The following is a 26,319-nucleotide window of genomic DNA, read 5'->3' as shown; positions in this document are numbered from 1 at the left end:
GCCGGGTGGACGGGATTTCGCCCGGACCGGCGGGAATTATCGTTACTGGATGCTCCAGTGAAACGCCGCCTTTGCCTTGCCCGGTCCGGAGACATTGACCGACTGCTTCTTCTCCTGATCCTTGTACTTGGCGTAGACCGTGTAGCTGCCCGCCGGCAGCTTGACAAGCATGTAAGGTCCCATGGAATCGGTGCTCAGCACTTCGCCGCCTTTGCCGCCGACGATCCGCACGTGCACGCCCGACAAGTAATCCGCGGTCGGACCCGTAAAGCGCAGCGATAGCGGCCAATGCGCTTGTTCGCGCTGCAAGGCGTGCGATTCGTCGAGGCCGACGCCGCCCGACGTGTAGGACACATCGCCTTGCTGTTCGATTTGCGGCAGTCCGCCGCCGTTTTCGTTGCCCGCACTCGACGTATCGCTCGTGCCGGCGCTCGATGCCTGCGCCCATGCGCCGCCTGCCATTCCAGCCGAAAGCGCCGTCACCAGCAGCGCGGTCGCCAGTTTTCCCGTGGTCTTGCTCATCATTATGTTGGCTCCTTTATTCGATGCCGCGGCATGCGAACACGCCGACGACGCCACGCCCGATGCGTCTTTTCCACGCGATGGGGCACCGAGTGGGGTGTAGAGCATGCTCTGTGCCTGCGCGTTCGGGCGGGGTGTTGTTGATCGTGCGGTGGGGCGCGCTTGATGGAGTGATCCGAAAGCCATTGCAGAACGTGCTATCCATTGCGAGTTCGGAAACGCACGCCGGACGACTCAGCGACGCTACGCGCCATTCATGCCGCATGCGCAAGCGCGTTTCGGAGCGACGCGAACGCGCCACTCCGAACCGCACGACGCGCATCGACGTACACCATCAGCCAAGATCGACCGGCACGAAAATCTGCGCATTGTCCCGCTGGATCAGCAGCGCGATGCTGTCGCCCGCGTGCGAGATCATCGTCTTCAACTGCTGCGCCGTCGTGACGGGCTGGCCGTTGACCGCGAGAATCACGTCGCCTGCCTGGATACCCGCATTCGCCGCCGCGCCGTTCGATTGCTGCACGAGCAAACCGCGCGACACCGAGCTTTCCTGCTTCTCTTCCGGCGTGAGCGGGCGCACCGCGACGCCGAGGCGCGCGTCCTGTGCGGCGGCGCCGCCATCGTCGTCGCCCTTCACGTCAGCGCTTGCGGTCTTGGCGTCCTTCAGCGCGCCGATCGTCACGGTCAGATCCTTCGCGCTCTTGTCGCGCCACACCTGCACCTTCGCCGATGTGCCCGGCGAAAGACCCGCGACTTGCGACGGCAACGAGGTCGAATCCGTCACCTGCGTGCCGTTCAGCGAAAGAATCACGTCGCCGGGTTGCAAGCCAGCCTTCGCGGCCGGTCCGCCCGGCTCGACCGAACTCACGAGCGCACCTTGCGGCGACTTCATGCCGAACGAATTGGCGAGCGTCTGATTCAGCCCTTGCACCGTTACGCCGAGCCGGCCGCGATCGACGTGACCCGTTTTGATGAGCGCGTCCTTTACCTTGATCGCCTCGTTGATCGGGATGGCGAACGAAAGCCCCTGGAAACCGCCCGTCTGCGAATAGATCATCGAGTTGATGCCGATCACTTCGCCTTGCAGATTGAAGAGCGGCCCGCCCGAATTGCCCGGATTCACCGGCACATCGGTCTGGATGAACGGCGTGTAATTCTCGTTGGGCAGCGCGCGCGACTTCGCGCTGATGATGCCGGAGGTCACCGTGTTGTCGAAGCCATACGGCGAACCGATGGCAACCACCCACTGCCCGACCTTGCTGCCGTTGGGATCGCCTATTTTCACCGTGGGCAAATCTTTCGCGTCGATCTTCAGCACCGCGACGTCCGATTGCTTGTCCGCGCCAACCACCTTCGCCCGATATTCGCGCTTGTCCGTGAGCTTGACGGTGACGACATTCGCGCCATCGACCACGTGCGCGTTGGTGAGAATGTAGCCGTCATTGCTGACGATGAAACCCGAACCCAGCCCTTCGCTCGGACGGTCCGCGCCGGGACCCGCGCCATCGCCGCCGCCCATGCCGGGCACGCCGCCATAAAAGCGCTTGAAGAACTGATAGAACGGATCGTCGGGGTCCATCGGCACTTGATTCGCGTTGCCGCGTCGGGCGGATGTTTGCTTCACGACATGCTTCGCGCTGATATTCACCACGGCCGGACCATAGGTTTCGACGAGGCCGGAGAAATCGGGAACGCCGGTCTTCGCCGCGGCTTCGGCAGGCATCAGCGCGGCTTGCGCGGGCGCGATGACCTGCGGCGCGGGCACGTTGTTATGGCCGGCCAGGTAGCCCGCCGACAAGGCAACGGCGACCGCTGCTGCGACGGCGCTGCGTGTGAGAATCTTCGCTTTCATCGTGTGTGCTCCTGACGGGTTGCGCTTGAGAAGGCGCCATTGGATGAACGAAGATTACGGGGTGTCGCTTAAAGCTTTCTTAAGGTGCGTAAAAATGCAAAAAAGGCGGCTACCCTTTCGGATAGCCGCCCTGCTTACTGCCTTATCGATGCTTCGTGCTTCTGGTTTGGTCTCGCTCGCGAACCGCGCGCTTAGAACTCGTAGCCGACTTGACCGCGCACGCCTGCGTCGCCGTGCGGCGTGATCGAGGCTGCAGCGTTGACGAGCCAGCGGCTGTCACGCGAACGGTAGGTGCCGCCAATGCCCATGGCCGTGTAGCCCTTGTAGTTCGCGACACCGGCTGCGACCACGGTCTTGCCCGGCTGACTCGGCGTCAGGTTCGGCATGGCCATCGCGGCGGCGACGCCGGAAAATGCCTGACGAGCTACCGTATCGACGTTGCTTTGAACTGCGTTCAACTGGTTCATGTTGACACCGTCGGTACCGTTGATGCCCGGCGCGACGTTCGTCAGGCGACGTTCGTTGCCCTTCGAGCCGATCGAGACGGTGTTGTCTTCGTCCGCGACAGAACCGCTACCCAGCGCGACGGAGTTGTTACCCGTAGCCTTCGAGCCATTTCCGAGAGCGGTCGAGTCGGTGCCGGACGCAACAGCGGGGGTGTCGGTCTTTTGCGAAGCGACCGTTGAAGCAGCGCCTTCGACGTTGCTCAATTGCTGCGCCAGACTCGAAACGTTCTGGTTCGTTTGATAAAGCTGCGAGCCGTTGACTGCGTCGGTACTGTCGGCGCTCAAGGCGCCAGCGGATACGCCGGTCACCGTACGCGTGCCATCGGTGCCCGTCATGTCGACGACCGTGCCGCCCGTGTCCTTCGCAACGGTGATGTTTTGCGTCGTTGCGTCTTGCTTGACGAGGCCAAGGCCGCCGCTTGCCAGTTGCGTGTTGATATTGTTGATATCGGTGGTGTTCTTCGCGATATCCGAGGTGTTCTGAGCGACGTTCGTGTTCAGCGAAGCAATATCCGACGTGTTCTGAGCGACGTTCGTGTTCAGCGCCGCAATGTCGGACGTGTTTTGCGCAATGTTGGACGTGTTTTGTGCCACGTTCTGGTTCGTAGCGTAGAGCTGCGAGCCGTTGATTGCATCTAGACTCGATGTGGAAATGGCGCCAGGAGCAACGCCCGTGACCGTGCGAGCGCCCTGCGAGCCCGTCATATCGACAACGGTACCGTCCGTGGACTTTGCCACGGTGATAGTGCGTGTCGTCGGGTCTTGCTGAACCAAGCCGAGTGTGCCGTTTGTGAGTCCGGTGTTGAGGTTCGCGATGTCGGCTGTGTTTTGCGTCACGTTCGAGTTGAGCTTGCCCAACGCTGCATCGACCGTACCGAAAGCCGTGCCGACGTCGGTAGCGGCGCCAGACGTGCCATTGATCGAGTTTGCGTTCGTCAGCGCGTAACTCGGCGCAACGACGTTCCCGCTCGCGTCCACTGTTGACCCGCCGCCGAGCGCCGCTGTCACACCGTTTAACTGTGTCACGTTCACGGCGTCTTTGGCTGCCGTACCTGCACCGACATTCTTAATTTGCCCAGCACTGTTGATGTTGACGACTTGGCCGGTACTCGTCGCGCGGAATCCAACCAAACCATTCGTACCGTCGGCATAGACTACCGTCGAACCGGCCTCAAGCTCGGCGAGGTCGTTACTGCCAGCGGGCTTGTACAGATTGGAACCACAGTAGTTTAGGACTCCGCCCTGGGCAATACTGGAAGTACCACTTACGTCGGTGGAACACACCTCTGCGGCATGAACATTGTTCATGGCGCCTGCCCCGACAAACGCAACACCGAACGCAGCGGCCGCAGCTGAGGCTTTTGCTGTCTTTCCGCGCTTCTTTGAGCCAACAACGCGTTCTGACGCGGGAACGAAGTTTTTTGCTGCGGCATTCCGGACAATACGATGTGACTTGTTCATAATAGCTAAACCCAAAAAAATGAATAACCTTTCGCGGTTGATTAGATGTAAGCCGTAAAAGTTATTTGAACCGAGTGCACAGGTGCGCACCAATTACGTGATAAGAGAATAATAAATCTAATTTACTTCTGTTTCGAATCGTTAGATACGAGATAAAGGAAATTGTCTTTTTACAGACCTGGTTAATATGCGAACGATGTGGTTGGAAACAGAGAAACGTTAAGATAACCGCCGAGGCGAAATTGCACGATAAGAGCGATCCGAAAGCCGTCAAGACAATATTTGTAGCAGCTTCGGAATGCAGCGCTTTGACAGCGGCAAAGCGGCTTATAACGTACGATGGGCCAGAGCGAGAAACCCATTTGATTGTGGATAACTTAGTCGCAGGTTCTTGACAAGAAACTTACGAGAATAAGATTTGGCGTGCGTAAATCAAAGAAACGCCGTCCAATCAAGGAAAACAACCAAATCAGAATCGAATTGACGCCTTCAGTCCGCCCATTTGTGATCTGTCGAGTCCGACGATCAAACCATGCTGCGCGGCGATACGTCGAACAATTGCCAAGCCAAGTCCGCTTCCGGCGACGTCAGCACGAGAACGGTTCACGCTTTCGCCCACGCGATAAAACCGGTCGAATACTCTTTCTCGTTCGTCCTCTGGAATGCCCGGCCCGGAATCCGCGATTTCGACTACTGGATGTCCATCTTTTATTTTTAAGCAGACATCCACGCGGCCGCCGCGCGGCGTGTATTTCGTCGCGTTATCGATGAGATTGTTGAACATCACGCGCAATGAATCCGCGTCGCCCGTCACGGTGGCGGGCTCGCTTGCCTCGATGCCGAGGTCCACGCCGCGCTCCTGCGCCACGAGCACGTAACCGCGCACGCACGTTTCGAGCAGCGCGGCCAGATCGACTTTCGTCGCCACGCCCTTGCCGTCCGGCTCCGAGCGCGCGAGCGCAAGCAACTGCTCCGCGAGCCGCGTGGCGCGCGCGATGCCTTCGTGCAAATCGAGCAACGCCTCGCGCCGCGATGCATCGTCCTGCGCGCGCGCCACGAGTTGCGCCTGAATCTGCACGGCGGCAAGCGGCGTGCGCAACTCGTGCGCGGCATCGGCGACGAAGGCTTTTTGCGTATCGAGCGCCGTCGACAAACGCACCAGCAGCGCGTTCAGCGCCCGCACGACCGGCTGCACTTCCTGCGGCAAGCGTTGATTGGGAAGCGGATCGAGTGCTTCGGGATGCCGTGTATCGAGCGCGCTCGTCACACGCTGCAAGGGCGCAAGCCCGCGTCCGACGATCACCCAGATCGCAAGCCCGAGCAGCGGCAGCAACAGGACCAGCGGCCACAACGTGCGCCACGCGACGCCCGCCGCGACGCGGTTGCGTATCGAAAGCGGCTGCGCGAGTTGCACGACGTTGTCGCCGACGATCGCGCTATACACGCGCCACTCGCCGCGCGCCGTCATTTCCGTCGAGAAGCCGAGTTCGGCGTGCGGCGCGAGCGGCACGCGCGGATGCGAGTAGTACATCAGCACGCCGTTGCGATTCCAGATCTGGATGACGACGCCCTCGTCGCTTTCGCTGCGCGACGTGAGCACCGACGAAAACGGCTCCGAAGGCAGCGCCGCCGCGATCTGCTGCAATTGATAATCGAAGAGTTCGTTGGCTTCGGCGAGCGCCTGCCGGTAGATGAGCCATCCGGCAAAGCCCACGCCGACAATCACGAGCGCGAGCAGCCAGATGAGCAATTGCCGGCGGATGGACCGCATCAGGCGTCCTTCGCGACCATGTAACCCAAGCCGCGCACGTTGCGAATGAGGTCCGCGCCGAGCTTCTTGCGCAGCGAGTGGATGTAGACCTCGACCGTATTGCTGCCGATTTCCTCACCCCAGCCGTAGATTTTCTCTTCGAGCTGACTCTTCGAGAGCACGGCGCCCGGACGCGCCATCAACGCTTCGAGCAACGCGAATTCGCGCGCCGAGAGCGCGACGGGCGCGCCCGCGAGCGTCACCTGATGACCGACCGGGTCGAGCGTGAGTTGACCATGACGCACGAGCGATTCGCCGCGTCCCGCGTGACGACGGATGAGCGCCCGCATGCGTGCGCCGAGTTCGTCGAGATCGAAGGGCTTGACGAGGTAATCGTCGGCGCCGGCATCGAGTCCTTTCACGCGATCGGCGATGGCGTCGCGCGCCGTCACGATCAGCACCGGCAATGCGTTCGCACGTGCGCGCAGCGTCCTGAGGACGTCGATGCCATCGCGCTTGGGCAAGCCGAGGTCTAGCAGCATCAGGTCGTAGGGCTCGCCGCCGACGGCCGTCAGCGCGGCCTCGCCGTCCTGCACCCAGTCGACCGCGAAGCCGTCCGCGCGCAGCGCCTTGCGCACACCTTCGGCGATCATCCGGTCATCTTCGACTAGCAGGATTCGCATGGCATCTCGTCTTCGTGGTTGGGGAGACCGGCTTTGAAAGTCCTAGCCATTCTAGCTTCGCCGCGCGCGGGCAGGCTTAAGCAAGGCTTAATGGGTGGATGTGATGGAACTTGCAGGGTGCTGGAATCTATGACGCTTGATCACGCGATGTGACGAGGGGCGCGCTTGCTCGCCGCCCTTGGCCAGCCCACAAACCCCTATTCGTACGATTTTCGCAAGCCAGCTTGTCTACAATGAGCCTTTCGCCCGTGTGGGCTTCGCCTAACAACACCAAAAGCACGCCCATGCCGCTTGTCTCGCTCGTTTCTCGCTGTTCGTCGTTTGCACTCGCCGCCGCAATCGGCTTTGCCGTCATCGCTCACATGCCCGAAGCACAAGCGCGTGGCGGCTCGAAGTCCGAATCGCAAGCGCAGGCGCCCGAGCGCGCGGCGCATGGCGGCGCGAAGGCAAAACGCGCAGGCAAGGCGTCCAGGGCCGAGAAAGCCCTCGCCGCACGAGAACGCGTGCCCGCCGGGCCACTGCCCGCGCCGGTCATGGCGGCGCTCGCTCACGCGCACATCCCGCTTTCGTCGATGAGCGTAGTCGTGCAACGTATCGGCGCGCCCGTGCCGCTCGTCACGATCAACGCGGACCGGCCGATGCTCCCCGCATCGACGATGAAGCTCGTCACGACTTACTCGGGCCTCTCGCTGCTCGGCCCCGACTATCGCTGGAAAACCACCGCCTACGCCGATGGCGATGTCGACGCACAAGGCGTGCTGCACGGCAATCTCTACATTCAGGGCACGGGCGACCCGAAGCTCGTGCCGGAAGAACTGATCGATCTCGTCGATCAGATACGCAAGAACGGCATCACGGGAATCGATGGCGCGCTCGTGCTCGACAAGCGCTATTTCGACGCCTCCACGCGCGATCTGCCCGCGTTCGATAACGACGATGCCGCGCCCTACAACGTCGGTCCCGATCCGTTGCTCTACGCGTTCAAGTCGCTTACCTTCACGCTCACGCCGAATCCGGACGGGCAGGTATCCATCGACGTATTGCCGCAACTGGCGCAACTGCAGATCGACAACGAATTGCGCGTGACGCGCGGCGCGTGTGCGGGCACGTTGCCGTCCGCATCGCCGAGCGTGGCGCAGACGCAGGGCGGCTTCGTGCAGGCGTCGTTCATCGGCGACTATCCGTTGCGCTGCGGCTCGCGCACCATCAACGTCGCCGCGCTCGACCATTCGACGTTCTTCGCAGGCGGCTTCCTCGCGCTGTGGAAGCAGGCGGGCGGCACGTTTCAGGGCGCCACGCGCGAAGGCCCGACGCCTTCGTCGGCGCGGCTCGTCGGCACGCATCGCAGCCCGGTGCTGTCGGATATCGTGCGCGACATCAACAAGTTCAGTAACAACGTGATGGCGCGAAATCTGTTTCTGACCATCGGCGCGGCGCAACTGAAACCGCCCGCTACGACCGCCAAATCCTCGCAGGCCATCCAGACGTTTCTCAAGAAAAGCGCCCTGCCAATGGCCGGTCTCGTGCTCGACAACGGCTCCGGACTCTCGCGCGACGAAACCATCTCCGCGCTCTCGCTCGCCGACCTTCTGCAAGCGGCGAACGCGAGTCCGGTCGCGCAGGTGTTCGTCGAATCGCTGCCCATTGCCGGCGTGGACGGCACCATGCGCAACCGCCTGACCAACGCGGGCGCGTTCGGCAATGCGCACATCAAGACCGGCACCTTGCGCGATGTCCGGGCGATCGCGGGCTACGTCGGCGCGGCCAATGGAGAGAGTTATGTCGTGGTGAGCTTCATCAACGATCCGCGCGCCGAGGCAGCACGCGCCGCGCACGACGCGCTCCTCGAATGGGTGTACGAAGGCGCGCGCAAGCCGGGCATCGAAGACTGAACGCGCGTTGCGCCAAGCATAGGAGGCAGGCGCGACGCAATTGAGCCAAACCCGCGCCCGGCAAGGCGGACCGAAGATTTCTTCTACGAAGACCGCCCGCGCTTGCACGCGCGCCGTGTACGCTGTCGGGCACGCATGACGGAAGGATGACTCGACCACCTTCGTGATGCACAATTCGTTCGAGCGCACGCGCGTATCGAGGCGCACGCCGGACGAAACGCAGACAGACACGCGGGCCAACACAAGGCACACGCGCTGCGGATTCAAACAGATAACACCGAAAATTGGAGACGAGGTCCATGAAGAAGCAACTCTCGACGCGCGCCGCCCTGGTGCGCTACGCCCGAATCGCCACGGCGAGCGCCGCTTTCGCCCTGATTGCCGCGTGCGGCGGCGGTGGCGACGACAACAACGATTCGTTGCCGCCGGGCGGTGTCAAACTGCAAGTCGTCTCTTTCGGCGATAGCCTCTCCGACGTCGGTACCTACGCGCCGGTGGCGGCGGCGAACTTCGGCGGCGGCCGCTTCACGACGAATCCCGGTCAGGTGTGGGTTCAGGATGTCGCGCAATACTACGGCGACACGCTCACGCCCGCGATGACCGGTGGCTTCGGCACGCCGCCCCAGGCGCAATCGGGGCTCGGCTACGCGCAGGGCGGATCGCGCGTGACCAATCCTATCGGCGTGAGTCATGCGACGACCGATCCGGCCAATTACACGGGCGCGCTGACGGTGCCGGTGGCGCAACAGGTGACGAACTATCTGGCGTCGCACGGTAGCTTCAATTCGAATCAGCTCGTCATCGTCAATGGCGGCGCGAACGATATTCTGTACAACCTCACGGCCGTGCAGGCAGGACAGATGACGCCAGCGCAGGCGACCACCGCGATCGTGCAATCGGCGATCGATCTGGCGGGCGTCATCGGCTCGGTGCTGCAGCATGGCGCGACGCACGTGCTGGTGTCGAACGTACCGGATATCGGCACCACGCCGCAGGGCATGATGAGCAACGCGGCCGTCAAGGCGCTGCTGACGCAGGCATCGCTTGGCTTCAATCAGGCGCTTGCCGCCGCGTTGACGCAATCGGGCCTGATGTCGAAGGTGATTTATCTGGATATCGTGCCGGCGCTCGCCAATATCACGGCCAACTTCGGGCAGTTCGGATTCACGGTGTCGAATACCGGCACGGCGTGCAATCTGCAGGCGATGGCCGCGGCAGCAGCGGCTTTCGGCGAGCCGAATCCGCAAGCATTCGCCACCTCGCTTTTCTGCTCGCCGCAGAACTACACGGTGGCCAACGCGGATCAACTTTATATGTACGCGGACACCGTGCACCCGACGACGCATCTGCATGCGCTGTATGCGCAGACAGCCGAGCAAAAGGTCGCGGCGGCGGGGTTGGGTAAGTAGTCCGGTTTATTGGAAGTCGGCGAGCCGCCCGGAGATGGTCTTCCGGGCGGTTTCTTTTTGCCGTGGACAATCCTTCGCGTCGCTGTCGAAGCGAACATGAGCGAGCTAAGCGCCTTCCCCTTCGAATGCCGCCGCCGCTCTTCCCAGCCGGTCATTCACCGCGATCCACTCGATCGATTCCGGCAGCTTCTCGATGAGAATGCGTTCGACATTCGCCCGATCCAGCGCCCGCAGCAAGCCATACAACTCCCGCGCGTAACTCTGCGGGTCTTCAGGTGCAGCCACGAAGTGCACGCCGGAATCGCGCGCCCAATCGCCTGCGCTCGACGCACGCGCCACCAGCGCGATTTTCTTGTCGCGCGCATTGGCACGGGCCGCAACGAGGATCGGTTCGATCGCCGCGAAAGGCAGCAACGCGAGCGGCGTCCTCGGCGCGTAATGCGCCTTCAGCGTGCCCGAGGCACGCGGCGCGGTGGCATCCGTTCCATCCGGCAATCTCGGCGCGACGCCGATCACATCCGCGATCTGCCGCGGACTCACGTGTCCCGGCCGCAACAAAGCGGGAAAGCCGCGCGACAAATCCAGAATCGTCGATTCGATTCCCACTTGCGCCGTCCCGCCATCGAGCACATGAACGCTCGCGCCGAATTCATCGCGAACATGTTGTGCGCTCGTTGGACTCACGTGTCCGAAGCGATTCGCCGAAGGCCCCGCCACGCCGCCTTGCTTGCCCGTTCCGCTGCGTAAAGCGTGAAACGCCGACAACAGCCGCTGCGCCACCGGATGCGAAGGGCAACGAATGCCCACCGAATCCTGCCCGCCGCTCACCGCCGCCGGAATATGCTCCGCGCGCTTGAGGATGAGCGTCAAGGGTCCGGGCCAGAAGGCGTCGATGAGCTTTTGTGCATCCGCCGGCAACGCGCTTACCCAATAGCCTGGATCGGCTTCGGGCGCGAGATGCACGATCACCGGATGATTTGCCGGCCTGCCCTTCGCGGCATAGATGCGCGCGATGGCTTCGGGATTCTCGGCATCGCCGCCGAGGCCGTAGACCGTTTCAGTCGGAAACGCGACGAGTTCGCCTGCGTCGAGCAGGGCCGCTGCTTCGTCGATCTGCGCGGCGCTCGGATGGATGATGGTCATTGCCGTACTGCTTCAAGTCTTTCAATCGAGCGCGATATGCAGCATGCGCGCACAGTCGCGCGCCGCCGTGCGCGCCTCTTCCAGCGTCGCCGCCGTGAAGTTGATGTGGCCCATCTTGCGGCCATGGCGCGCTTCTTCCTTGCCGTACAGATGCAGGCGCGCAGCCGGCATTGCCACGACGTCGGTCCAGGCGGGAGCGCGTTGCTTGTCGCCGTTGAACCAGATATCGCCGAGCAGATTCAGCATTGCGGCTGGTGAATGCTGGCGCGTATCGCCGAGCGGCATGCCGGTCATCGCGCGGACTTGCTGTTCGAACTGGCTCGTGGCGCAGGCATCGACCGTGTAATGGCCGGAATTGTGCGGACGCGGCGCCATTTCATTGGCGATGAGGGTTCCGTCTTCCAGCACGAAGAATTCGACGCACAACACGCCGACATAGCCCAGCTTTGCCGCGATGGTCAACGCCGAATCCTGCGCCTGCGCGACGAGCGCGGCGGGCGCATCGGGCGCGGGCACGACGGTCTTTGCCAGAATGCCGCCGACATGCGAATTCTGCGCAAGCGGGAACACGGCCGACTTGCCGTCGCCGCCACGCGCGATCAGCACGGACACTTCGTACTTCAACGGCATGCGTTTTTCGAGCACGCACGGCACGCCCGAAAGCGAGCCATACGCGTTCCGCACTTCCTGCACGTTGCGCACGCTCACCTGTCCCTTGCCGTCATAGCCAAGGCGCGCGGTCTTGAGAATGCCGGGCAGCACCGCCGCGATCTTCTCGTCCGACAACGCTGCAAGCGCTTCCGGCGATTCGATCACCACGTGCGGCGCGACCGGCACGCCCGCCTCGGCGATAAACCGCTTCTCCGCGACGCGATCCTGCGCAATTGCCACGCAACTCGCCGCCGGGCTCACGAACGTGCACGAAGCGAGGAATTCGAGACTTGCCGACGGCACGTTCTCGAACTCCGTGGAAACCGCCGCGCACAAGCGGCCGAGTTCGGTGAGCGCGGCCTTGTCTTCGTAACCGGCGCGGATGTGCCGATCAGCGACCGCGCCCGCCGGACTCGTCTGGTCAGGATCGAGCACGGCGACGCGGTAACCCATCGACTGCGCGGCAAAGCAGAACATGCGGCCGAGCTGGCCGCCGCCGACCATGCCGAGCCACGCGCCGGGCAGGATGGGTGAGTTCGGGGATTTGTTTGGGTTCATCGTGGGCTGGGGCTTGCCGGGACTGATTTGCTGGTTTGATTTCCAGACGCCGCGCAACTGGGCGCGCGGCATCGCACTTCAAAGCTTCGACGTTTCAACGCTTCAGAGCGGAGGCAGCGCCATATCGCGCGCGGCCTGGTTCTGCTTCACACGGAACGCGGCCAGCGCTTCGGCGTAACGCGCATTGGTCACGCTCAGAATGGACACCGCGAAGAGCGCCGCGTTCGCCGCGCCCGCCTCGCCGATGGCGAAGGTCGCGACCGGCACGCCCTTGGGCATCTGCACGATGGAATGCAGCGAATCCACGCCCTTCAGATACTTGCTCGCCACCGGCACGCCGAGCACCGGCACCGTGGTCTTGGCGGCCAGCATGCCCGGCAGATGCGCCGCGCCGCCCGCGCCCGCGATGATCGCCTGCACGCCGCGCGCGCGCGCGCTTTCGGCATAACCGAACATCTCGTCCGGCATGCGATGCGCGGACACCACCTTCGCTTCATAAGGCACGCCGAATTCCTGCAAGATCGCGACGGCGTGCTTCATGACGTCCCAGTCGGAGCTGGAACCCATCAACACGCCGACGAGCGGCGCATCGTGCGAATGCGCTCCGGTCTGTACTTCGCTCATTTAGCTGCTTTCCTTGGGCGTTGGTTCGGGCGCGCCGTCATCTCTTCCAAATGACCGCGCGCGATACGGGTGTTACGCGAGCGTCTGCCCGGTCAGGCGCTGCAACGCTTCCTGATACTTCTCGGCGGTCTTGGCGACGACTTCGTCGGGCAGCTTCGGCGCGGGCGGTTCCTTCTTCCACGGCTGCGTTTCGAGCCAGTCGCGCACGAACTGCTTGTCGAACGACGGGGGGTTCGTGCCGACCTGATAGCCGTCGGCCGGCCAGAAGCGCGAGGAGTCGGCGGTGAGCACTTCGTCCATCAGAAACAGCTCGCCCTTGTTGTCGAGGCCGAACTCGAACTTGGTATCCGCGATGATGATGCCGCGCGTCGCCGCATACTCGGCGGCTTCCTTGTACAACTGAATGGAAATGCGGCGGATGGTGGCCGACAGTTCGGTGCCGATGCGCCGTTCCATGTCGTCGTACGTGATGTTCTCGTCGTGATGGCCCATTTCGGCCTTCGCGGCGGGCGTGAAAATGGGCTCGGGCAACTTCTGCGCGTTTTGCAGGCCGGGCGGCAATTCCACGCCGCAGACCGCGCCCGTCGCTTGATAGTCCTTCCAGCCGCTGCCCGCGAGATAGCCGCGCACGACCGCTTCCACCAAAATCGGTTCGAGACGCTTCACCACGACCGCGCGGCCGGTCACCTGCGCCACCTCGTCCGGCGCGACGACGCTCGCCGGATCGATACCCGTATTGTGATTCGGCACGATATGACCGAGCTTCTCGAACCAGAAGTCGGCCATCTGATTGAGCACTCGGCCCTTGTTCGGAATCGGCTCGCCCATGACGACGTCGAATGCGGAGAGGCGGTCGGTCGTAACGATCAGGAGCTTGTCCTGACCGACGGCATAGTTGTCGCGAACCTTGCCGCGGCCGAGCAGCGGCAGCGATTTGATCGTGGATTCGTATAGCGTGGACATCGTCATGGTCCGAAGAGGTACGGAGAAATGTTGACCGCCGCTCAAGTTGCCGTGAGCGGCGAAAAGAAATGGGAACGGGTCCCGTCGCCGGAACCCGTTGATTTTACTTTACAAATAACGCCTGGCTCGGATCAGGCTGAATTCGCGCTCATCCGAGAGCGTTTTTTTGCTTGCGCGCGCTCAGAAATGATCGCCGACGCGCACGATCTTCAGCGTGTTGGTGCCGCCCGCCGCGCCCATCGGCTCACCGACGGTGAGCACGACCATGTCGCCGCGCGCCGCGTATCCCTTCGACACGACCACTTCCAGCGCCTGATTGAGCGCGTCGTCGCGGTCCATGTTGGTATCGAGATGCAACGGCGTGACATTGCGATACAGCGACATCGTGCGCTCGCTCGCCACGCGTGGCGTTAGCGCGAAGATCGGCACATGCGTCCAGTGACGCGACATCCACAGCGCGGTCGAACCGGATTCGGTCAGCGCCACGACCGCCTTCGCGCCGAGATGGAACGCCGTGAACAGCGCGCCCATGGCGATGGACTGGTCGATGCGCGTGAACGTGCGGTCGAGGAAATCGCGGTCTAGTTGCGACTCTTCCGACTTCTCGGCTTCGACGCAAACGGCCGCCATCGTCTCGATGGTCGTCACCGGATACTTGCCCGCCGCGGTTTCGGCCGAAAGCATCACGGCGTCGGTGCCGTCGAGCACGGCGTTGGCCACGTCCGACACTTCCGCGCGGGTCGGCACGGGCGCGTGGATCATGGATTCCATCATCTGCGTGGCGGTGATGACGAGCTTGTTCGACTCGCGCCCCATGCGGATCATGCGCTTTTGCAGCGCGGGCACGGCCGCGTTGCCCACCTCCACCGCGAGATCGCCGCGCGCGACCATGATGCCGTCCGACGCATCGAGAATGCCTTGCAGCGCCGGAATGGCTTCGGCGCGCTCGATCTTCGCGATCATCTTCGGCTTGATGCCGTAAGGCGCGCCCGCGATGTTCGCGAGTTGACGCGCCATTTCCATGTCCGTCGCGTTTTTCGGGAACGACACCGCGACGAAATCCGCGCCGAGCGACATCGCCGTCTTGATGTCCTCCATGTCCTTCTCGGTCAGCGCCGGCGCCGTGAGTCCGCCGCCCTGCCGGTTGATGCCCTTGTTGTTCGACAACTCGCCGCCGACCTTCACGACCGTGTGAATCTCTTCGCCGATCACGCGCGTGACGTCGAGGACAATCAGGCCGTCGTTCAGCAGGAGCACGTCGCCGGCGCGCAAATCGCGCGGCAGGTCTTTGTAGTCGAGTCCGCAGCGCTCGTTGTTGCCGAGTTCGCAATTGGCGTCGAGCACGAAACTGTTGCCCGCGACGAGCATCGTCTTGTTGTTCTCGAACTTGCCGACGCGGATTTTCGGGCCTTGCAGGTCGGCCATGATGGCGACTTCGCGGCCCGTCTGGCGCGCGGCCTCGCGCACCCATTCGGCGCGCTGGCGATGATCGTCGGCGGTGCCGTGCGAAAAGTTGAAGCGAACGACGTCGAGCCCCGCTTGCATCATCTGCAGCAGGATCTCGGGACTGCTCGATGCCGGACCGATGGTGGCAACAATTTTGGTAGCGCGATGCATGGAATTCCTCGTCTCTGTAGGACCGCCCGTGACGCTGCGAGCACGTTGCGCCGACGGTGAGGTGTTGCTCACCGGTTGCGCGCGCGCGCCGGATCGTGCCGGCGTCGCTTTATCGATTTGCTTGATTGCATGAGCGGGCAAGCCGCCGATGATGACGGGCGCCGCCGTTGGTGCCGGCGATGCCGCGTCTTCGTTCTGCCTCGGTTGCTGATTCTGCGCGCGGGCTTCGCCGGACGACGGCTCGGTGTTCTGAGCCGCTTCGGCAATGGCCCGCGCCGCGAGCGCGGCGGCGTCGAGCTCGTCGCCCGATGCCCCGCCCGCCACTACGTTTCTGATTCCGTCTTTTTGCGCGCCGCCGGCTTCCTGCGCGCCCTTCTTGCCTGCCTTCGCCGGATCTCCTCGGGTCGTCAAGACCTTAAGCCCGCGACTCGAGCACTTCGACCGCGGGCAGCGTCTTGCCTTCCAGGAATTCGAGGAACGCGCCGCCGCCGGTCGAGATGTAGCTCACCTTGTCGTGAATGTTGTACTTCGCGATGGCCGCGAGCGTGTCGCCGCCGCCCGCGATGGAGAATGCCGACGAACTGGCAATGGCCTGCGCCAGCGTCTTCGTGCCGTTGCCGAACTGGTCGAACTCGAATACGCCGACGGGGCCGTTCCACACGATCGTGCCCGCCGTTTCCAGTTGCGCGGCGAGCGCCTTCGCGGTGTCCGGACCAATATCGAGGATCAGGTCGTCGTCGGACACATCCGCGACGGGCTTGGTTTCGGCTTTCGCGGTCGCGGCGAATTCCTTCGCGGTGACGACATCGCTCGGAATAGGCACCGATGCGCCGCGCGTGCGCGCCTGATCGATGATTTCCTTCGCTTCGTCGACGAGATCGGCTTCGGCGAGCGACTTGCCGATTTTCAGGCCCGAGGCCAGCATGAACGTGTTGGCGATACCGCCGCCGACGATCAGTTGATCCACCTTCTCCGCCAGCGACTTCAGGATGGTCAGCTTGGTCGAAACCTTCGACCCGGCGACGATGGCGACGAGCGGACGCTTCGGGTTGCCGAGCGCCTTGCCGAGCGCATCGAGTTCGGCGGCGAGCAGCGGGCCCGCGCACGCGACCGGCGCGTACTTCGCGATGCCGTGCGTGGTTGCTTCCGCGCGATGCGCGGTGCCGAAGGCGTCGTTCACATAGATGTCGCAGAGTTTCGCGAGCTTTTGCGCGAGGCCATCGTCGTTCTTCTTCTCGCCCTTGTTGCAGCGGCAATTTTCGAGCAGCACGACGTTGCCCGGCTGAACCTCGACGCCATCGACCCAGTTCGCGACGAGCGGCACGTCGCGGCCGAGCAATTCGGACAGACGCTTCGCGACGGGCGCGAGCGAGTCTTCCGGCTTGAACTGGCCTTCGGTCGGGCGGCCCAGATGGGACGTGACCATTACGGCAGCGCCTGCATCGAGCGCGGCTTTGATGGCCGGCACCGAGGCGCGCACGCGCGTGTCTTCGGTGATGTTGCCGGCATCGTCTTGCGGCACGTTCAGATCCGCGCGGATGAACACACGCTTGCCGGAGACTTTGCCTTCGGAGATGAGGTCGGTGAAACGCAATACTTTCGTCATGGGAGTCAACGTAGGTAGAAAAGCGGTTCGGGCGAGGAAGACCGGCTTGTGCCGGCCGGTTCGTGGGGTGGCCGCGTGACTTCGAGGACTTCTTTTAGCCGTGGCAACGACACGCGGATCATGCCGGAGGCGAAGGCCGCGCGAGCGGGCCGAACGCGCGGGCAAAACAGGCAATACGAGGAACCGGGAAAGCAGGAGATCGAAGGAACAGACAGGCGGCGGCGCTCAAGTACAAGCACATGCCGGGCGCGCTCCGTTGAGGCGGTGAGCTTGGGAACCGTTGCGCGGTGACTGCCGGACACACTCTCGACCTCGCTTGATGCAACAGGAAAGACCAGCATTTTAACCGATAGCACCGGATGCTTTTAGCGGCCAATCCATGATGACGCGTATTTGGCCGCTTCCAACCGATGCGCCGGGCGCTGGCTCCACGCTGGTTTCGATCCCGCGCGTAATCCGCGCGCAATACCGCGACGAAAGGAAACTTTGCCGGCAACTTGGCGGCGAAAGGGAAATTATAGCGTCGTGAAAGCCGCTTCGAGATCGGTTCCGTCGCGAAATCACGCTAAAATAACGGTCTTTCGCCGCCTTTCGGCCAGCGCCGCACTCATGCCGAACTAAGGCGCCAAGCCCCGCATTCACTGAACGAGACAGCTAGGAGAACCGTATGTCAATGGCCGACCGCGACGGCAAGATCTGGATGGATGGCAAGCTGGTCGACTGGCGTGACGCCAATATCCACGTTCTGACCCATACCTTGCACTACGGCATGGGCGTGTTCGAAGGCGTGCGCGCATACAAGACGTCACAAGGCACGGCCATTTTCCGCCTGAAGGAACACACCAAGCGTCTCTTCAATTCGGCCAAGATCTTCCAGATGGAAGTGCCGTTCGACCAGGCCACCATCGAAGCCGCGCAGCTCGAAGTCGTGCGCGAGAACAAGCTCGAATCCTGCTATATCCGCCCGATCATCTGGGTCGGCTCGGAAAAGCTCGGCGTGTCGGCCAAGGGCAACACCATTCACGTGGCCATTGCTGCGTGGCCGTGGGGCGCGTATTTGGGCGAAGACGGCATCGCGAAGGGTATCCGCGTCAAGACTTCGTCGTTCACGCGCCATCACGTCAACGTGTCGATGGTGCGCGCCAAGGCCTCCGGCTGGTACGTGAACTCCATCCTCGCGAATCAGGAAGCCATCACCGACGGCTACGACGAAGCCCTTCTGCTCGACGTGGACGGCTATGTCTCCGAAGGCTCCGGCGAGAACTTCTTCCTCGTCAACAACGGCAAGCTGTACACGCCGGACCTGGCTTCGTGCCTCGACGGCATCACGCGCGACACGGTCATCACGCTGGCGCGCGACTTCGGCATTCCGGTGATCGAAAAGCGCATCACGCGCGACGAGGTCTACACCTGCGACGAAGCGTTCTTCACCGGCACGGCCGCCGAAGTCACGCCCATTCGCGAACTCGACAACCGCACCATTGGCTCGGGCGCGCGCGGTCCCGTCACGGAGAAGCTGCAAAGCGCATTCTTCGACGTGGTCGGCGGCAAGAACGAGAAGTACGCAAGCTGGCTCGCCAAGGTTTAATGCAAGCTGCGGCGGGCGAGGTTTCAAGCGTCCCGCCGTGTCCCCGCACGCAACACAAGTCATTCAAAAGAGATTGCAATGAGCGACCTGAAGGAAATGCCGCTGGTTGAACTGTCGGCCAAGGACCTGCCCGCGTTCTGTCCGAATCCGAAGATGCAGCGCTGGAGCACGCATCCGCGCGTGTTTATCGACATCACGCACGGCGAAGCGCGTTGCCCGTATTGCGGCACGCGCTACAAGCTGAAAGACGGCGAAGTCATCAAGGGGCATTGAGCAGCAGCCCTCTTACGGAAGGCCGAAGCCACGCCTCGTGCCCCGCTTCGGCCTTCGTCCAATGCGCGAAATCGCAATCACACATTGCGCGCTCAAGCCTCTCACCCACATCAACCGACGACTCGCCATAAGCCGCGAGCCGCGTATATTTTGAGATCGGAAAACGACTGATGCGCCGCGCGCTGGTAATAGCACCGAACTGGATCGGTGACGCACTCATGGCGCAGCCGCTTTTCACGCTGTTGAGAAAGCTGCATCCGCGCATCGTGATCGATGCCGTCGCGCCCTCGTGGGTCGCGCCCGTGCTCGAACGCATGCCGGAAATTCACGACGTCTACGCCACCGACCTCGCCCACGGCAAGCTGCAACTGCTGCGCCGCTGGCAACTGGCGAGCGACCTGCGCGATGTCGGCTACGACGCCGCCTACGTGCTGCCCAATTCCGCGAAATCCGCGCTGCTGCCCTGGATGGCGGGCATCCGGCTGCGCATCGGTTACAAGGGCGAAAGCCGTTACGGTCTGCTCAACGTGCGGCATGCCAATCCGCCAAAGACCGAGCGTCCGCCGATGACCGTGCACTACGCCGCGCTCGCTTATGCGCCGGGCGCGAAGCTGCCGTTCGTCGACAAGTTCGCGCAACCGCAGCCCGAAGGCATCGAAAATCCCGCGCCAACGCTGCCCGTGCCGCGCCTGGAAAACGATCCGAACGAGTCCGCGCGCGTGTCGGCGCGCTTCAATCTCGATACGCGCACGCCGCTCGTCGTGTTTTGTCCCGGCGCGGAGTATGGTCCCGCCAAGCGCTGGCCGCCGGAGCATTTTGCGTCGCTGGCGCAGTTCGTCGCGCAGTCGTTTCCGTATGCGCGGATCATCGCGCTGGGATCGAATAAAGATTCCGCCGTCGCCGATGCCATCGCCGCCCGCGCACCGAATGTGCGCAACCTGTGCGGCCAGACATCGCTCGGCGAAGCATGCGCGTTGATCGCGCGAGCGAGCGCGGTGGTCACCAACGATTCCGGCCTCATGCACGTCGCGGCGGCCATGCGACGGCCGCTCGTCGCGGTGTACGGCTCGACCGACCCGCGCCACACGCCGCCCTTGTCCGATCTCGCAAAGGTACAATGGCTGCATCTTGAATGCAGTCCGTGCTTTGCCCGCGAGTGTCCGCTCGGCCATCTGAACTGCCTTCGCGAACTTTCCGCCGAACAGGTTTTCGGCGACTTGCGCGGCATGCTGCTCGCGCATCGTTGATATCTCGAAGATTGATCCGCTGCGACATCCGCTAGCGGTCCTCCGACGGCATCGACCCAAGTGTGCGGGCGCTCACACGCGAATGCCTCCGAACGGGGGCATGCTTTGACCAATGACCGATGCGGCGCTAGTCCGGCACTACGGGCGCGCGCCGTAACGAAAGCCTGAGACCCACGAGCCATGCCACGTTTTGCCCGCCTCTTCGAAGCCGCAGCCGACACCCTCAACGCTTATTACCAGGCTGTCGCGGACGCCAGCATCGACAGCGTGATGTCGTTGTGGATCGACGAGGAATTCGCCACGTGCATCTGCGCGGACGGCACGCATCTGCATGGTCTGCCGAGCATCCGCGCCGGGATCGGCAAGCAGTTCGAAGCGCAGGCGGTGACCATCGAGCCGCTCGATATCCGCGTGTACGACAGTCTCGGCACCGTCGTGTATGCGATCGCGGAGGCGCATCAGCCAGCGGGAACGGTGGCGCCGCGCATGGTGTTCACGACTTACGTGATGGTCCACGAACGCGGCGAATGGAAAATCGCGCACATTCACGCGAGCGAGATGCCGATGGAAACAGCCGGCCAGTTCGCGGTCAAGATGCGCCACGGTCAGGGGCCGCTGCACTAAAAAATGCGGCCCGGTTGCAGAGCAGCACTAAGAAGACGTATGTCGGGGAGTGGCCATGAAGCGCGATCCTTTGTTGAAACACGATTCGTCATTCGTGGATACGGGGCCCGCAGCGGCGCTTAAGGAAAGCGTGCAGGCAGCCGGGCGAACGCTCGGCGCGCCGGTTGCGGACTGGCTCTACAACGCGCCGCGCTGGCTGCCGACGAGCCACGCGCAGACCATCGTGCCGGCGCTCTTCGGGCGCAAGCCGGCGGTGCAATACCGGCGCGAACGCTGGACCACGCCGGATGGCGACTTCATCGATCTCGACTGGGTAGCCGACGAAGCACCCGCCGACGCCCCGCTCTTCGTGCTGTTTCACGGCCTCGAAGGCAGTTCGGACTCCCACTACGCCCGCACGATGATGGCCGCCGCTCAAGCGCGCGGCTGGCACGGCGTCGTTCCGCACTTTCGCACGTGTAGCGGAGCGCTCAATCTGCTGCCGCGTTTTTACCATCTCGCCGACAGCGCCGAAGTCGACTGGATTCTGCGACGCCTGCGCGCCAATCACGCGGGGCCGATCGTGGCGGCGGGCGTCTCGCTGGGCGGCAATGTGCTGCTGCACTGGCTGTGCGACCGCGGCGCCGAGGCTTCGTCGATCATCAGCGCGGCGGCCGCCATCTCCGCTCCGCTCGATGTTCACGCGGGCGGCGCAGCGATCTCGCAAGGCTTCGGCATGATCTACACACGCAGCTTTTTGAAGTCGCTCAAGCGCAAGGCGCTTGCGAAGCTCGGACAGTTTCCCGGCCTTTACGACCGCGACGCCGTGCTCGCCGCGCGCACGCTGTACGAGTTCGACAACGTCGTGACCGCGCCGCTGCACGGCTTTCGCGATACCAACCACTATTGGTCGACCGCGACCACGCGCGCGCATCTGAACCGCATCGCGGCGCCCGCGCTTATCCTGAACGCGCGTAACGATCCGTTCCTGCCCGAGTTCGCGTTGCCGTCGCAGGCGGAAGTGTCGTCGCGCGTCACGCTCGATCAGCCGAACCACGGCGGACATGTTGGCTTCATGACGGGGCCGTTTCCAGGGCGGATCGACTGGTTGTCGCAGCGTGTGTTCGGCTATTTGGAGAACTTCGTCGCTCATGGATGACATCGTCAGGCAGGCGCTTGCCAAATGGCCGAACGTGCCGCATTGCACGGGCTGGCTTCTGCTCGACCGACGCGGCCAGTGGCGCATGCGCGACGATGCCGCGCAAGCCGCGGGCGAACTCGGCAGTCCCATCCGGCATGAGGCGCTGATCGGCTTCATCAACCGCAATTACGAGCGCGACGACGAGGGTCAGTGGTTCTTCCAGAACGGTCCGCAGCGCGTGTATGTGGAGTTGGCTTATACGCCGTGGATCGTGCGGCTCGATGTATCGGCGGATGGTTCGTTGCAACTGACCGATCAGGCGGGCGCGGCGTTCGAGCCGGAACAGGCGTGGATCGACGATGAAGGCGGTGTGTTGTTCGCCGATGCTTCCTCGCCGGCTCGCGTGGCCGCTTTGCACGATCATGATCTGGAGGTGCTGGCGGATCATGCTTCGCTGGATGAGGCTGCTTCGCCCGAGCACGGTGGCGTGTTTCATTGGCGCGACAGCATTGATCTTCCCTTGCAGACGATCAGACGGTCGGATGTCGCGGCGCGTTTTGGCTTTGTCGCGAGTCCGGCTGCGCGGGCTATTGGCGTGCGGGGTTAGAGGTTATCGGCGCACGGATCGTGTACGGTCGTGGCAGGGTCGAGCGCTCGCTCAGAGCTAACCGCGGCGCGCCGCCGTTCAGCTGTTTTTCTCCTCCTCGCGCTCCTCCTTGTAGCGCGTTTCGAAATCGCGCAAACGCGCGGAGATCGTCGAGAGATCGTAGAAACTCGCGGTTTTCAGGTCGCGCGCTTCCTTTAGCTGCCGAATCGCGGATGGCCATGCGCCGTCGAGCGCGAATTTCTCGGCCATCGCCTGATGCTGGCTCAGCGGGTCGTTGAGGCCCGCGCTCGCCTGCGCGAGATAGAGCCACCAGTCGGGGCGTAACGGGTCGGCGCGCGTTTCCTGGCGCGCGAGCGATTGGGCATCGGCGTAGCGGTGCGCCGACAGCAAGGCTTGCAGATGGATATCGATTGCCGCGTGCGAGTCCGGCCAGCGCTTCTGCGCTATTTCCGCGAGGCGGATGGCGTCGTCGTTACGGCCGGCGCGACGGGCGATATCGGCGGCTAGTACGTCGAGGCTAGGTGTGCTGCGGGGTGTTGCGGGCGCTGGCGGCTGCGGTGGCGCGGCGGGTTGTGGGCTCTGGCGCGGGATCGAGGTGCTCGTGACGTGGACCGGCGGAAGCGGGATCGTGTTCTTCAAGGTCGGGGTGTTGGATGCGGTCGTGTGGCGGGAGTTGCTGTTCGCGTCGGTGGTTGTCGCAGCGCCCGCGCGCTTCGTCTCGGATGGGTTGTTTTGGTGGCTCGACGAATCTTTCTCTGCGGTTGAGACGTTTGCGGTTTTCGGGCTTTTTGCGTTTGGGTTGTTTGCGTTGTTTGTGTTGTTCGTGCTGCTCGTGCCGTTCGCCAGCGTCGCGCCGCCTGTGCTGACCGCGTTCTTGACGTTAAGCGAATTGTTCGTGCCGTGCCCGCCGTTCGCGCCGTTCGCGCCGTTCGCGCTGTTTGCGTTGTTTGCGTTGTTTGCGTTGTTTGCGTTGTTTGCGTTGTTTGCGTTGTTTGCGTTGTTTGCGTTGTTTGCGCTGTTTGCGTTGTTTGCGCTGTTTGCGTTGTTCGTGCTGCTCGTGCCGTTCGCCAGCGTCGCGCCGCCTGTGCTGACCGCGTTCTTGACGTTGAGCGACTTGTTCGCGCTGTTCGCGCTGTTTGCGCTGTTTGCGCTGTTTGCGTTGTTTGCGTTGTTAGTGCTGCTCGTGCCGTTCGCCAGCGTCGCGCCGCCTGTGTTGACCGCGTTCTTGACGTTGAGCGAATTGTTCCCGCCGTTCCCGCCGTTCCCGCCGTTCCCGCCGTTCCCGCCGTTCCCGCCGTTCCCGCCGTTCCCGCCGTTCCCGCCGTTCGTGCCCTTCCCGCCGTTCGCCAGCGTTGCGCTGCCTGTGTTGGCCGCGCTCTTGACGTTGAGCGGATTGTTCGGATTACTCGCGCGATTGCCGCTCCCCGAAAAGCTCAGCACATCGTGCGCACTACTGCCGAGCAGCGAAGACATACCTTCCGATAACGCGACGCCATTCGTCCTTGCATCGGTGACGGCAGGCATATGCCTCGTCTGTGCGGATCTCACGCCGTTGGCAGCGAGATTCAACCCGGCATCGACGGAAGCAGCCGCCTTCGCCGACGATGCCGCCCCACGCTGCGCTTTCGAACCCCGTGCGCCGCTAGCCGCATCCGCGCCGCCGATACTCTTCAACTCCTGCCGCGCCTGCGCCGATGCCACCGCCGCATTCGCCTCCTCGCCTTCGAACAGACGGCGCGACTTCGCGAGCGCATCGTTGGCGGCGTCGTAATCGCCGAGCAGCGACTGCGCGAGCGCGACGCCATACCAGTTCGCCGCCGGATTGAGCGCGGTCTGATCGTTGATCTCGGTCTTCAGCCGGCTCGCGACCTCGCGATAATCACTCGCATAATTGACCTGCAACACCCGCGCGCGCGCCCGCACGAACGCGTATTCGGGCGACTGACGCGGCTGCCGATACGGCACGCGCCGCGCACGATCCTCCATATCGGCGATGCGCTCGACGGTCAGCGGATGCGTGCGCGCATAAGGCGGCACGCCGTTGTCGGACATCGTCAGGCGGTCCAGACGCGCGAAAAACGCGGTCATCGCGTAGGGGTCGTAGCCGGCGGCGGCGAGCATCTGAAAGCCGACGCGGTCCGCTTCGTGTTCCGCCGCGCGCGAAAATTTGAGCTGATTGTCGACGGCGAACGCCTGCCCGCCCATCGCGATACCCATGCCGAGATCGCCGCTGCGCGCCATCACGCCAGCGAGCAAGCCGGCGAGCATGGCAGCGAGCGCGGCATAGCCGCTCTTTTTCTGCGCGCCGATCATGCGCGCGATGTGCCGCTGCAGCACGTGCCCCATCTCGTGACCGATGACCGACGCCAGTTCCGACTCGGTCTGCGTCGCGGAAATCAGCCCCGTGTTCACGCCGATGAAACCGCCGGGCATCGAGAACGCGTTGATTTGCGGATCGCGCACGGCGAACAGGTCGAAGTCCGGCCGATAGCCACCGAGGTACTGCGTCGCGGCGGCGGCGGAGAGCTTGGTGGCGATGGAATCGAGGTAATCGCGCATCAGCCAGTCGTCGAGATAGTCGGGGTCGGCGCGGACTTCGCGCATCATCCGTTCGCCGAGCGTGCGTTCGGCTTGCGGTGAAAGCGTGCCGCCGGAGCCATCGCCGAGATCGGGAAGCTGCACCGAGGACAAGGGCGCACGCAGGCCGCTCATTTCGCCAGGCCGATTGGCGAAGCGGCTTTCGGCGCCGCCGTAGACGCCGAAGACGCCGTCGGCCAGGTTGGCGGGGGGTGAGGCGGGGACGGTGGTGGTCGCGGTTGCCTTGGGCGCGGTTGCGGTTGCGGTTGCGGTTGCGGTTGCGGTTGCGGTTGCGGTTGCGGTTGCGGTTGCGGTGGCGGTGGCGGTGGCGGTGGGCGCGTTTGTGGTGGGCGCGTTTGTGGTGGGCGCGTTTGCGGTGGGCGCGGTTGCGGTGGGCGCGTTTGTGGTGGCAGAGTTTGCGGTGGTCGCGTTTAAGGCGATCGCGTTTGCAGTGGGCGCGGTTGCGGTGGGCGCGTTTGTGGTGGCAGAGTTTGCGGTGGTCGCGTTTAAGGCGATCGTATTTGCGGTGGTCGCATTTGCGGTGGTCGCATTTGCGGCGGTCGCATTTGCGGCGGTCGCATTTGCGGTGGTCGCATTTGCGGTGGTCGCATTTGCGGTGATCGCATTTGCGGTGATCGCATTGGCGGCGGTCGCATTTGCGGCGGTCACGTTCGCGGCGGTCGCGTTTGCGGCGGTCGCGGTCACGTTCGCGGCGGTCGCGGTCACGTTCGCGGCGGTCGCCTTTGCAGCGCCCCTTGCGCCCGCCTTCGCCGAATCATCCGCGCGAGCCACGGACGCGCCGACCTGCGCCAACGCAACGGGCGGCATGGCGAGACTCAGGCACAGCACGAAAATGAGCGCACGGCTCGAACGTGTCAGATTCATGGCGCGAAACCGGCGTCGGCGAGCCGGTCAGCTTGATGACGAAAACGGGCTTATCGTATCAAGTGTTGTAGGTCCCAAGTTCAAATGTCGTGTTTCTGCCAAGTAGAGATGTCGCCTTTTGGCTTAAGTTCATTGCCGGACAAGCGTGTCAGGAGCGCGGG

19 protein-coding genes and 4 pseudogenes are annotated in these 26,319 nt (G+C 63.4%); 9 read left to right on the top strand and 14 right to left on the bottom strand.

Annotated features, from left to right (window positions below):
• Positions 1-42 precede the first annotated feature (42 nt).
• The 7 genes and pseudogenes from NCT03_RS02525 to NCT03_RS02505 all read right to left on the bottom strand — a co-directional run bounded on the left by NCT03_RS02525 (position 43) and on the right by NCT03_RS02505 (position 6,774).
• A complete protein-coding gene (locus NCT03_RS02525) occupies positions 43-525 on the bottom strand; it encodes a carboxypeptidase regulatory-like domain-containing protein (protein WP_244827156.1) in 483 nt (160 codons plus the stop codon).
• 331 nt (positions 526-856) lie between these two features.
• Positions 857-2,374, bottom strand: coding sequence for a DegQ family serine endoprotease (locus NCT03_RS02520; RefSeq protein WP_250491845.1), 1,518 nt, complete (start codon positions 2,372-2,374; stop codon positions 857-859).
• Positions 2,375-2,565: 191 nt separating this feature from the next.
• Positions 2,566-2,985 (bottom strand): annotated as a pseudogene (locus tag NCT03_RS34350) (YadA family autotransporter adhesin); the annotation flags it as partial.
• Positions 2,986-3,101: 116 nt separating this feature from the next.
• A pseudogene (locus NCT03_RS34345) lies at positions 3,102-3,186 on the bottom strand (hypothetical protein); the annotation flags it as partial.
• 252 nt (positions 3,187-3,438) lie between these two features.
• Positions 3,439-4,188, bottom strand: a pseudogene (locus NCT03_RS34340) (hypothetical protein); the annotation flags it as partial.
• Positions 4,189-4,810: 622 nt separating this feature from the next.
• The gene (locus tag NCT03_RS02510) at positions 4,811-6,112 is read right to left on the bottom strand and encodes an ATP-binding protein (RefSeq protein ID WP_250491843.1); all 1,302 of its coding nucleotides are present in this window, start codon (positions 6,110-6,112) and stop codon (positions 4,811-4,813) included.
• A complete protein-coding gene (locus tag NCT03_RS02505) occupies positions 6,112-6,774 on the bottom strand; it encodes a response regulator (protein ID WP_244827152.1) in 663 nt (220 codons plus the stop codon). The genes NCT03_RS02510 and NCT03_RS02505 overlap by 1 nt, the downstream gene beginning before the upstream one ends.
• A gap of 284 nt (positions 6,775-7,058) precedes the next feature.
• Between NCT03_RS02505 and dacB the strand changes: the two genes are divergently transcribed.
• Together dacB and NCT03_RS02495 are read left to right on the top strand one after the other, a co-directional pair.
• Complete coding sequence (dacB, locus tag NCT03_RS02500; RefSeq protein WP_250491866.1) at positions 7,059-8,666, top strand: D-alanyl-D-alanine carboxypeptidase/D-alanyl-D-alanine endopeptidase; 1,608 nt, start codon at positions 7,059-7,061, stop codon at positions 8,664-8,666.
• Positions 8,667-8,965: 299 nt separating this feature from the next.
• Positions 8,966-10,075: an SGNH/GDSL hydrolase family protein gene (locus NCT03_RS02495; protein WP_250491842.1), complete on the top strand. Its 1,110-nt coding sequence runs from the start codon at positions 8,966-8,968 to the stop codon at positions 10,073-10,075.
• Between the two features lie 105 nt (positions 10,076-10,180).
• Here NCT03_RS02495 and NCT03_RS02490 read toward each other — a convergent pair whose 3' ends face one another.
• The 6 genes from NCT03_RS02490 to NCT03_RS02465 all read right to left on the bottom strand — a co-directional run bounded on the left by NCT03_RS02490 (position 10,181) and on the right by NCT03_RS02465 (position 17,237).
• On the bottom strand, positions 10,181-11,218 hold the full coding sequence (locus NCT03_RS02490; RefSeq protein WP_250491841.1) for an L-threonylcarbamoyladenylate synthase: 1,038 nt from the start codon (positions 11,216-11,218) through the stop codon (positions 10,181-10,183).
• 21 nt (positions 11,219-11,239) lie between these two features.
• Complete coding sequence (locus tag NCT03_RS02485) at positions 11,240-12,427, bottom strand: 5-(carboxyamino)imidazole ribonucleotide synthase (protein WP_244827149.1); 1,188 nt, start codon at positions 12,425-12,427, stop codon at positions 11,240-11,242.
• A gap of 102 nt (positions 12,428-12,529) precedes the next feature.
• Positions 12,530-13,051, bottom strand: coding sequence for a 5-(carboxyamino)imidazole ribonucleotide mutase (purE, locus tag NCT03_RS02480; RefSeq protein WP_244827148.1), 522 nt, complete (start codon positions 13,049-13,051; stop codon positions 12,530-12,532).
• Between the two features lie 72 nt (positions 13,052-13,123).
• The gene (locus NCT03_RS02475) at positions 13,124-14,014 is read right to left on the bottom strand and encodes a phosphoribosylaminoimidazolesuccinocarboxamide synthase (RefSeq protein ID WP_244827147.1); all 891 of its coding nucleotides are present in this window, start codon (positions 14,012-14,014) and stop codon (positions 13,124-13,126) included.
• A 180-nt stretch (positions 14,015-14,194) separates the two neighbouring features.
• Positions 14,195-15,703, bottom strand: a complete 1,509-nt coding sequence (gene pyk, locus NCT03_RS02470; RefSeq protein ID WP_502800343.1) for a pyruvate kinase — start codon at positions 15,701-15,703, stop codon at positions 14,195-14,197.
• Between the two features lie 343 nt (positions 15,704-16,046).
• Entirely contained in the window at positions 16,047-17,237 is a 1,191-nt protein-coding gene (locus NCT03_RS02465; RefSeq protein WP_250491840.1) for a phosphoglycerate kinase, read from the bottom strand.
• Between the two features lie 667 nt (positions 17,238-17,904).
• Between NCT03_RS02465 and NCT03_RS02460 the strand changes: the two genes are divergently transcribed.
• From NCT03_RS02460 to NCT03_RS02435, 6 genes are all read left to right on the top strand, one after another.
• Positions 17,905-18,825: a branched-chain amino acid transaminase gene (locus tag NCT03_RS02460; RefSeq protein WP_244827145.1), complete on the top strand. Its 921-nt coding sequence runs from the start codon at positions 17,905-17,907 to the stop codon at positions 18,823-18,825.
• 78 nt (positions 18,826-18,903) lie between these two features.
• Positions 18,904-19,098: a zinc-finger domain-containing protein gene (locus NCT03_RS02455; RefSeq protein ID WP_244827144.1), complete on the top strand. Its 195-nt coding sequence runs from the start codon at positions 18,904-18,906 to the stop codon at positions 19,096-19,098.
• A gap of 170 nt (positions 19,099-19,268) precedes the next feature.
• Positions 19,269-20,345, top strand: a complete 1,077-nt coding sequence (waaF, locus tag NCT03_RS02450; RefSeq protein WP_244827143.1) for a lipopolysaccharide heptosyltransferase II — start codon at positions 19,269-19,271, stop codon at positions 20,343-20,345.
• Between the two features lie 180 nt (positions 20,346-20,525).
• Positions 20,526-20,969, top strand: a complete 444-nt coding sequence (locus NCT03_RS02445) for a nuclear transport factor 2 family protein (RefSeq protein WP_244827142.1) — start codon at positions 20,526-20,528, stop codon at positions 20,967-20,969.
• A gap of 55 nt (positions 20,970-21,024) precedes the next feature.
• Positions 21,025-22,107 (top strand): YheT family hydrolase, encoded by a 1,083-nt coding sequence (locus NCT03_RS02440; protein ID WP_244827141.1) that lies wholly within the window; start codon positions 21,025-21,027, stop codon positions 22,105-22,107.
• Positions 22,100-22,696, top strand: coding sequence for a DUF2946 family protein (locus tag NCT03_RS02435; protein ID WP_250491839.1), 597 nt, complete (start codon positions 22,100-22,102; stop codon positions 22,694-22,696). The genes NCT03_RS02440 and NCT03_RS02435 overlap by 8 nt, the downstream gene beginning before the upstream one ends.
• A 78-nt stretch (positions 22,697-22,774) precedes the next feature.
• Here the strand turns inward: NCT03_RS02435 and NCT03_RS02430 are convergent.
• Positions 22,775-25,414 (bottom strand): annotated as a pseudogene (locus NCT03_RS02430) (M48 family metalloprotease); the annotation flags it as partial.
• Between NCT03_RS02430 and NCT03_RS34010 the strand changes: the two are divergent.
• Entirely contained in the window at positions 25,333-25,893 is a 561-nt protein-coding gene (locus NCT03_RS34010) for a pentapeptide repeat-containing protein (RefSeq protein WP_502800342.1), read from the top strand. The pseudogene NCT03_RS02430 and the gene NCT03_RS34010 overlap by 82 nt on opposite strands.
• Positions 25,894-26,319: the final 426 nt, after the last annotated feature.

This window comes from Caballeronia sp. GAWG1-1 (assembly GCF_023631465.1).
Taxonomy (GTDB): domain Bacteria; phylum Pseudomonadota; class Gammaproteobacteria; order Burkholderiales; family Burkholderiaceae; genus Caballeronia.
This window is presented reverse-complemented; position numbering and strand designations above follow the sequence as displayed.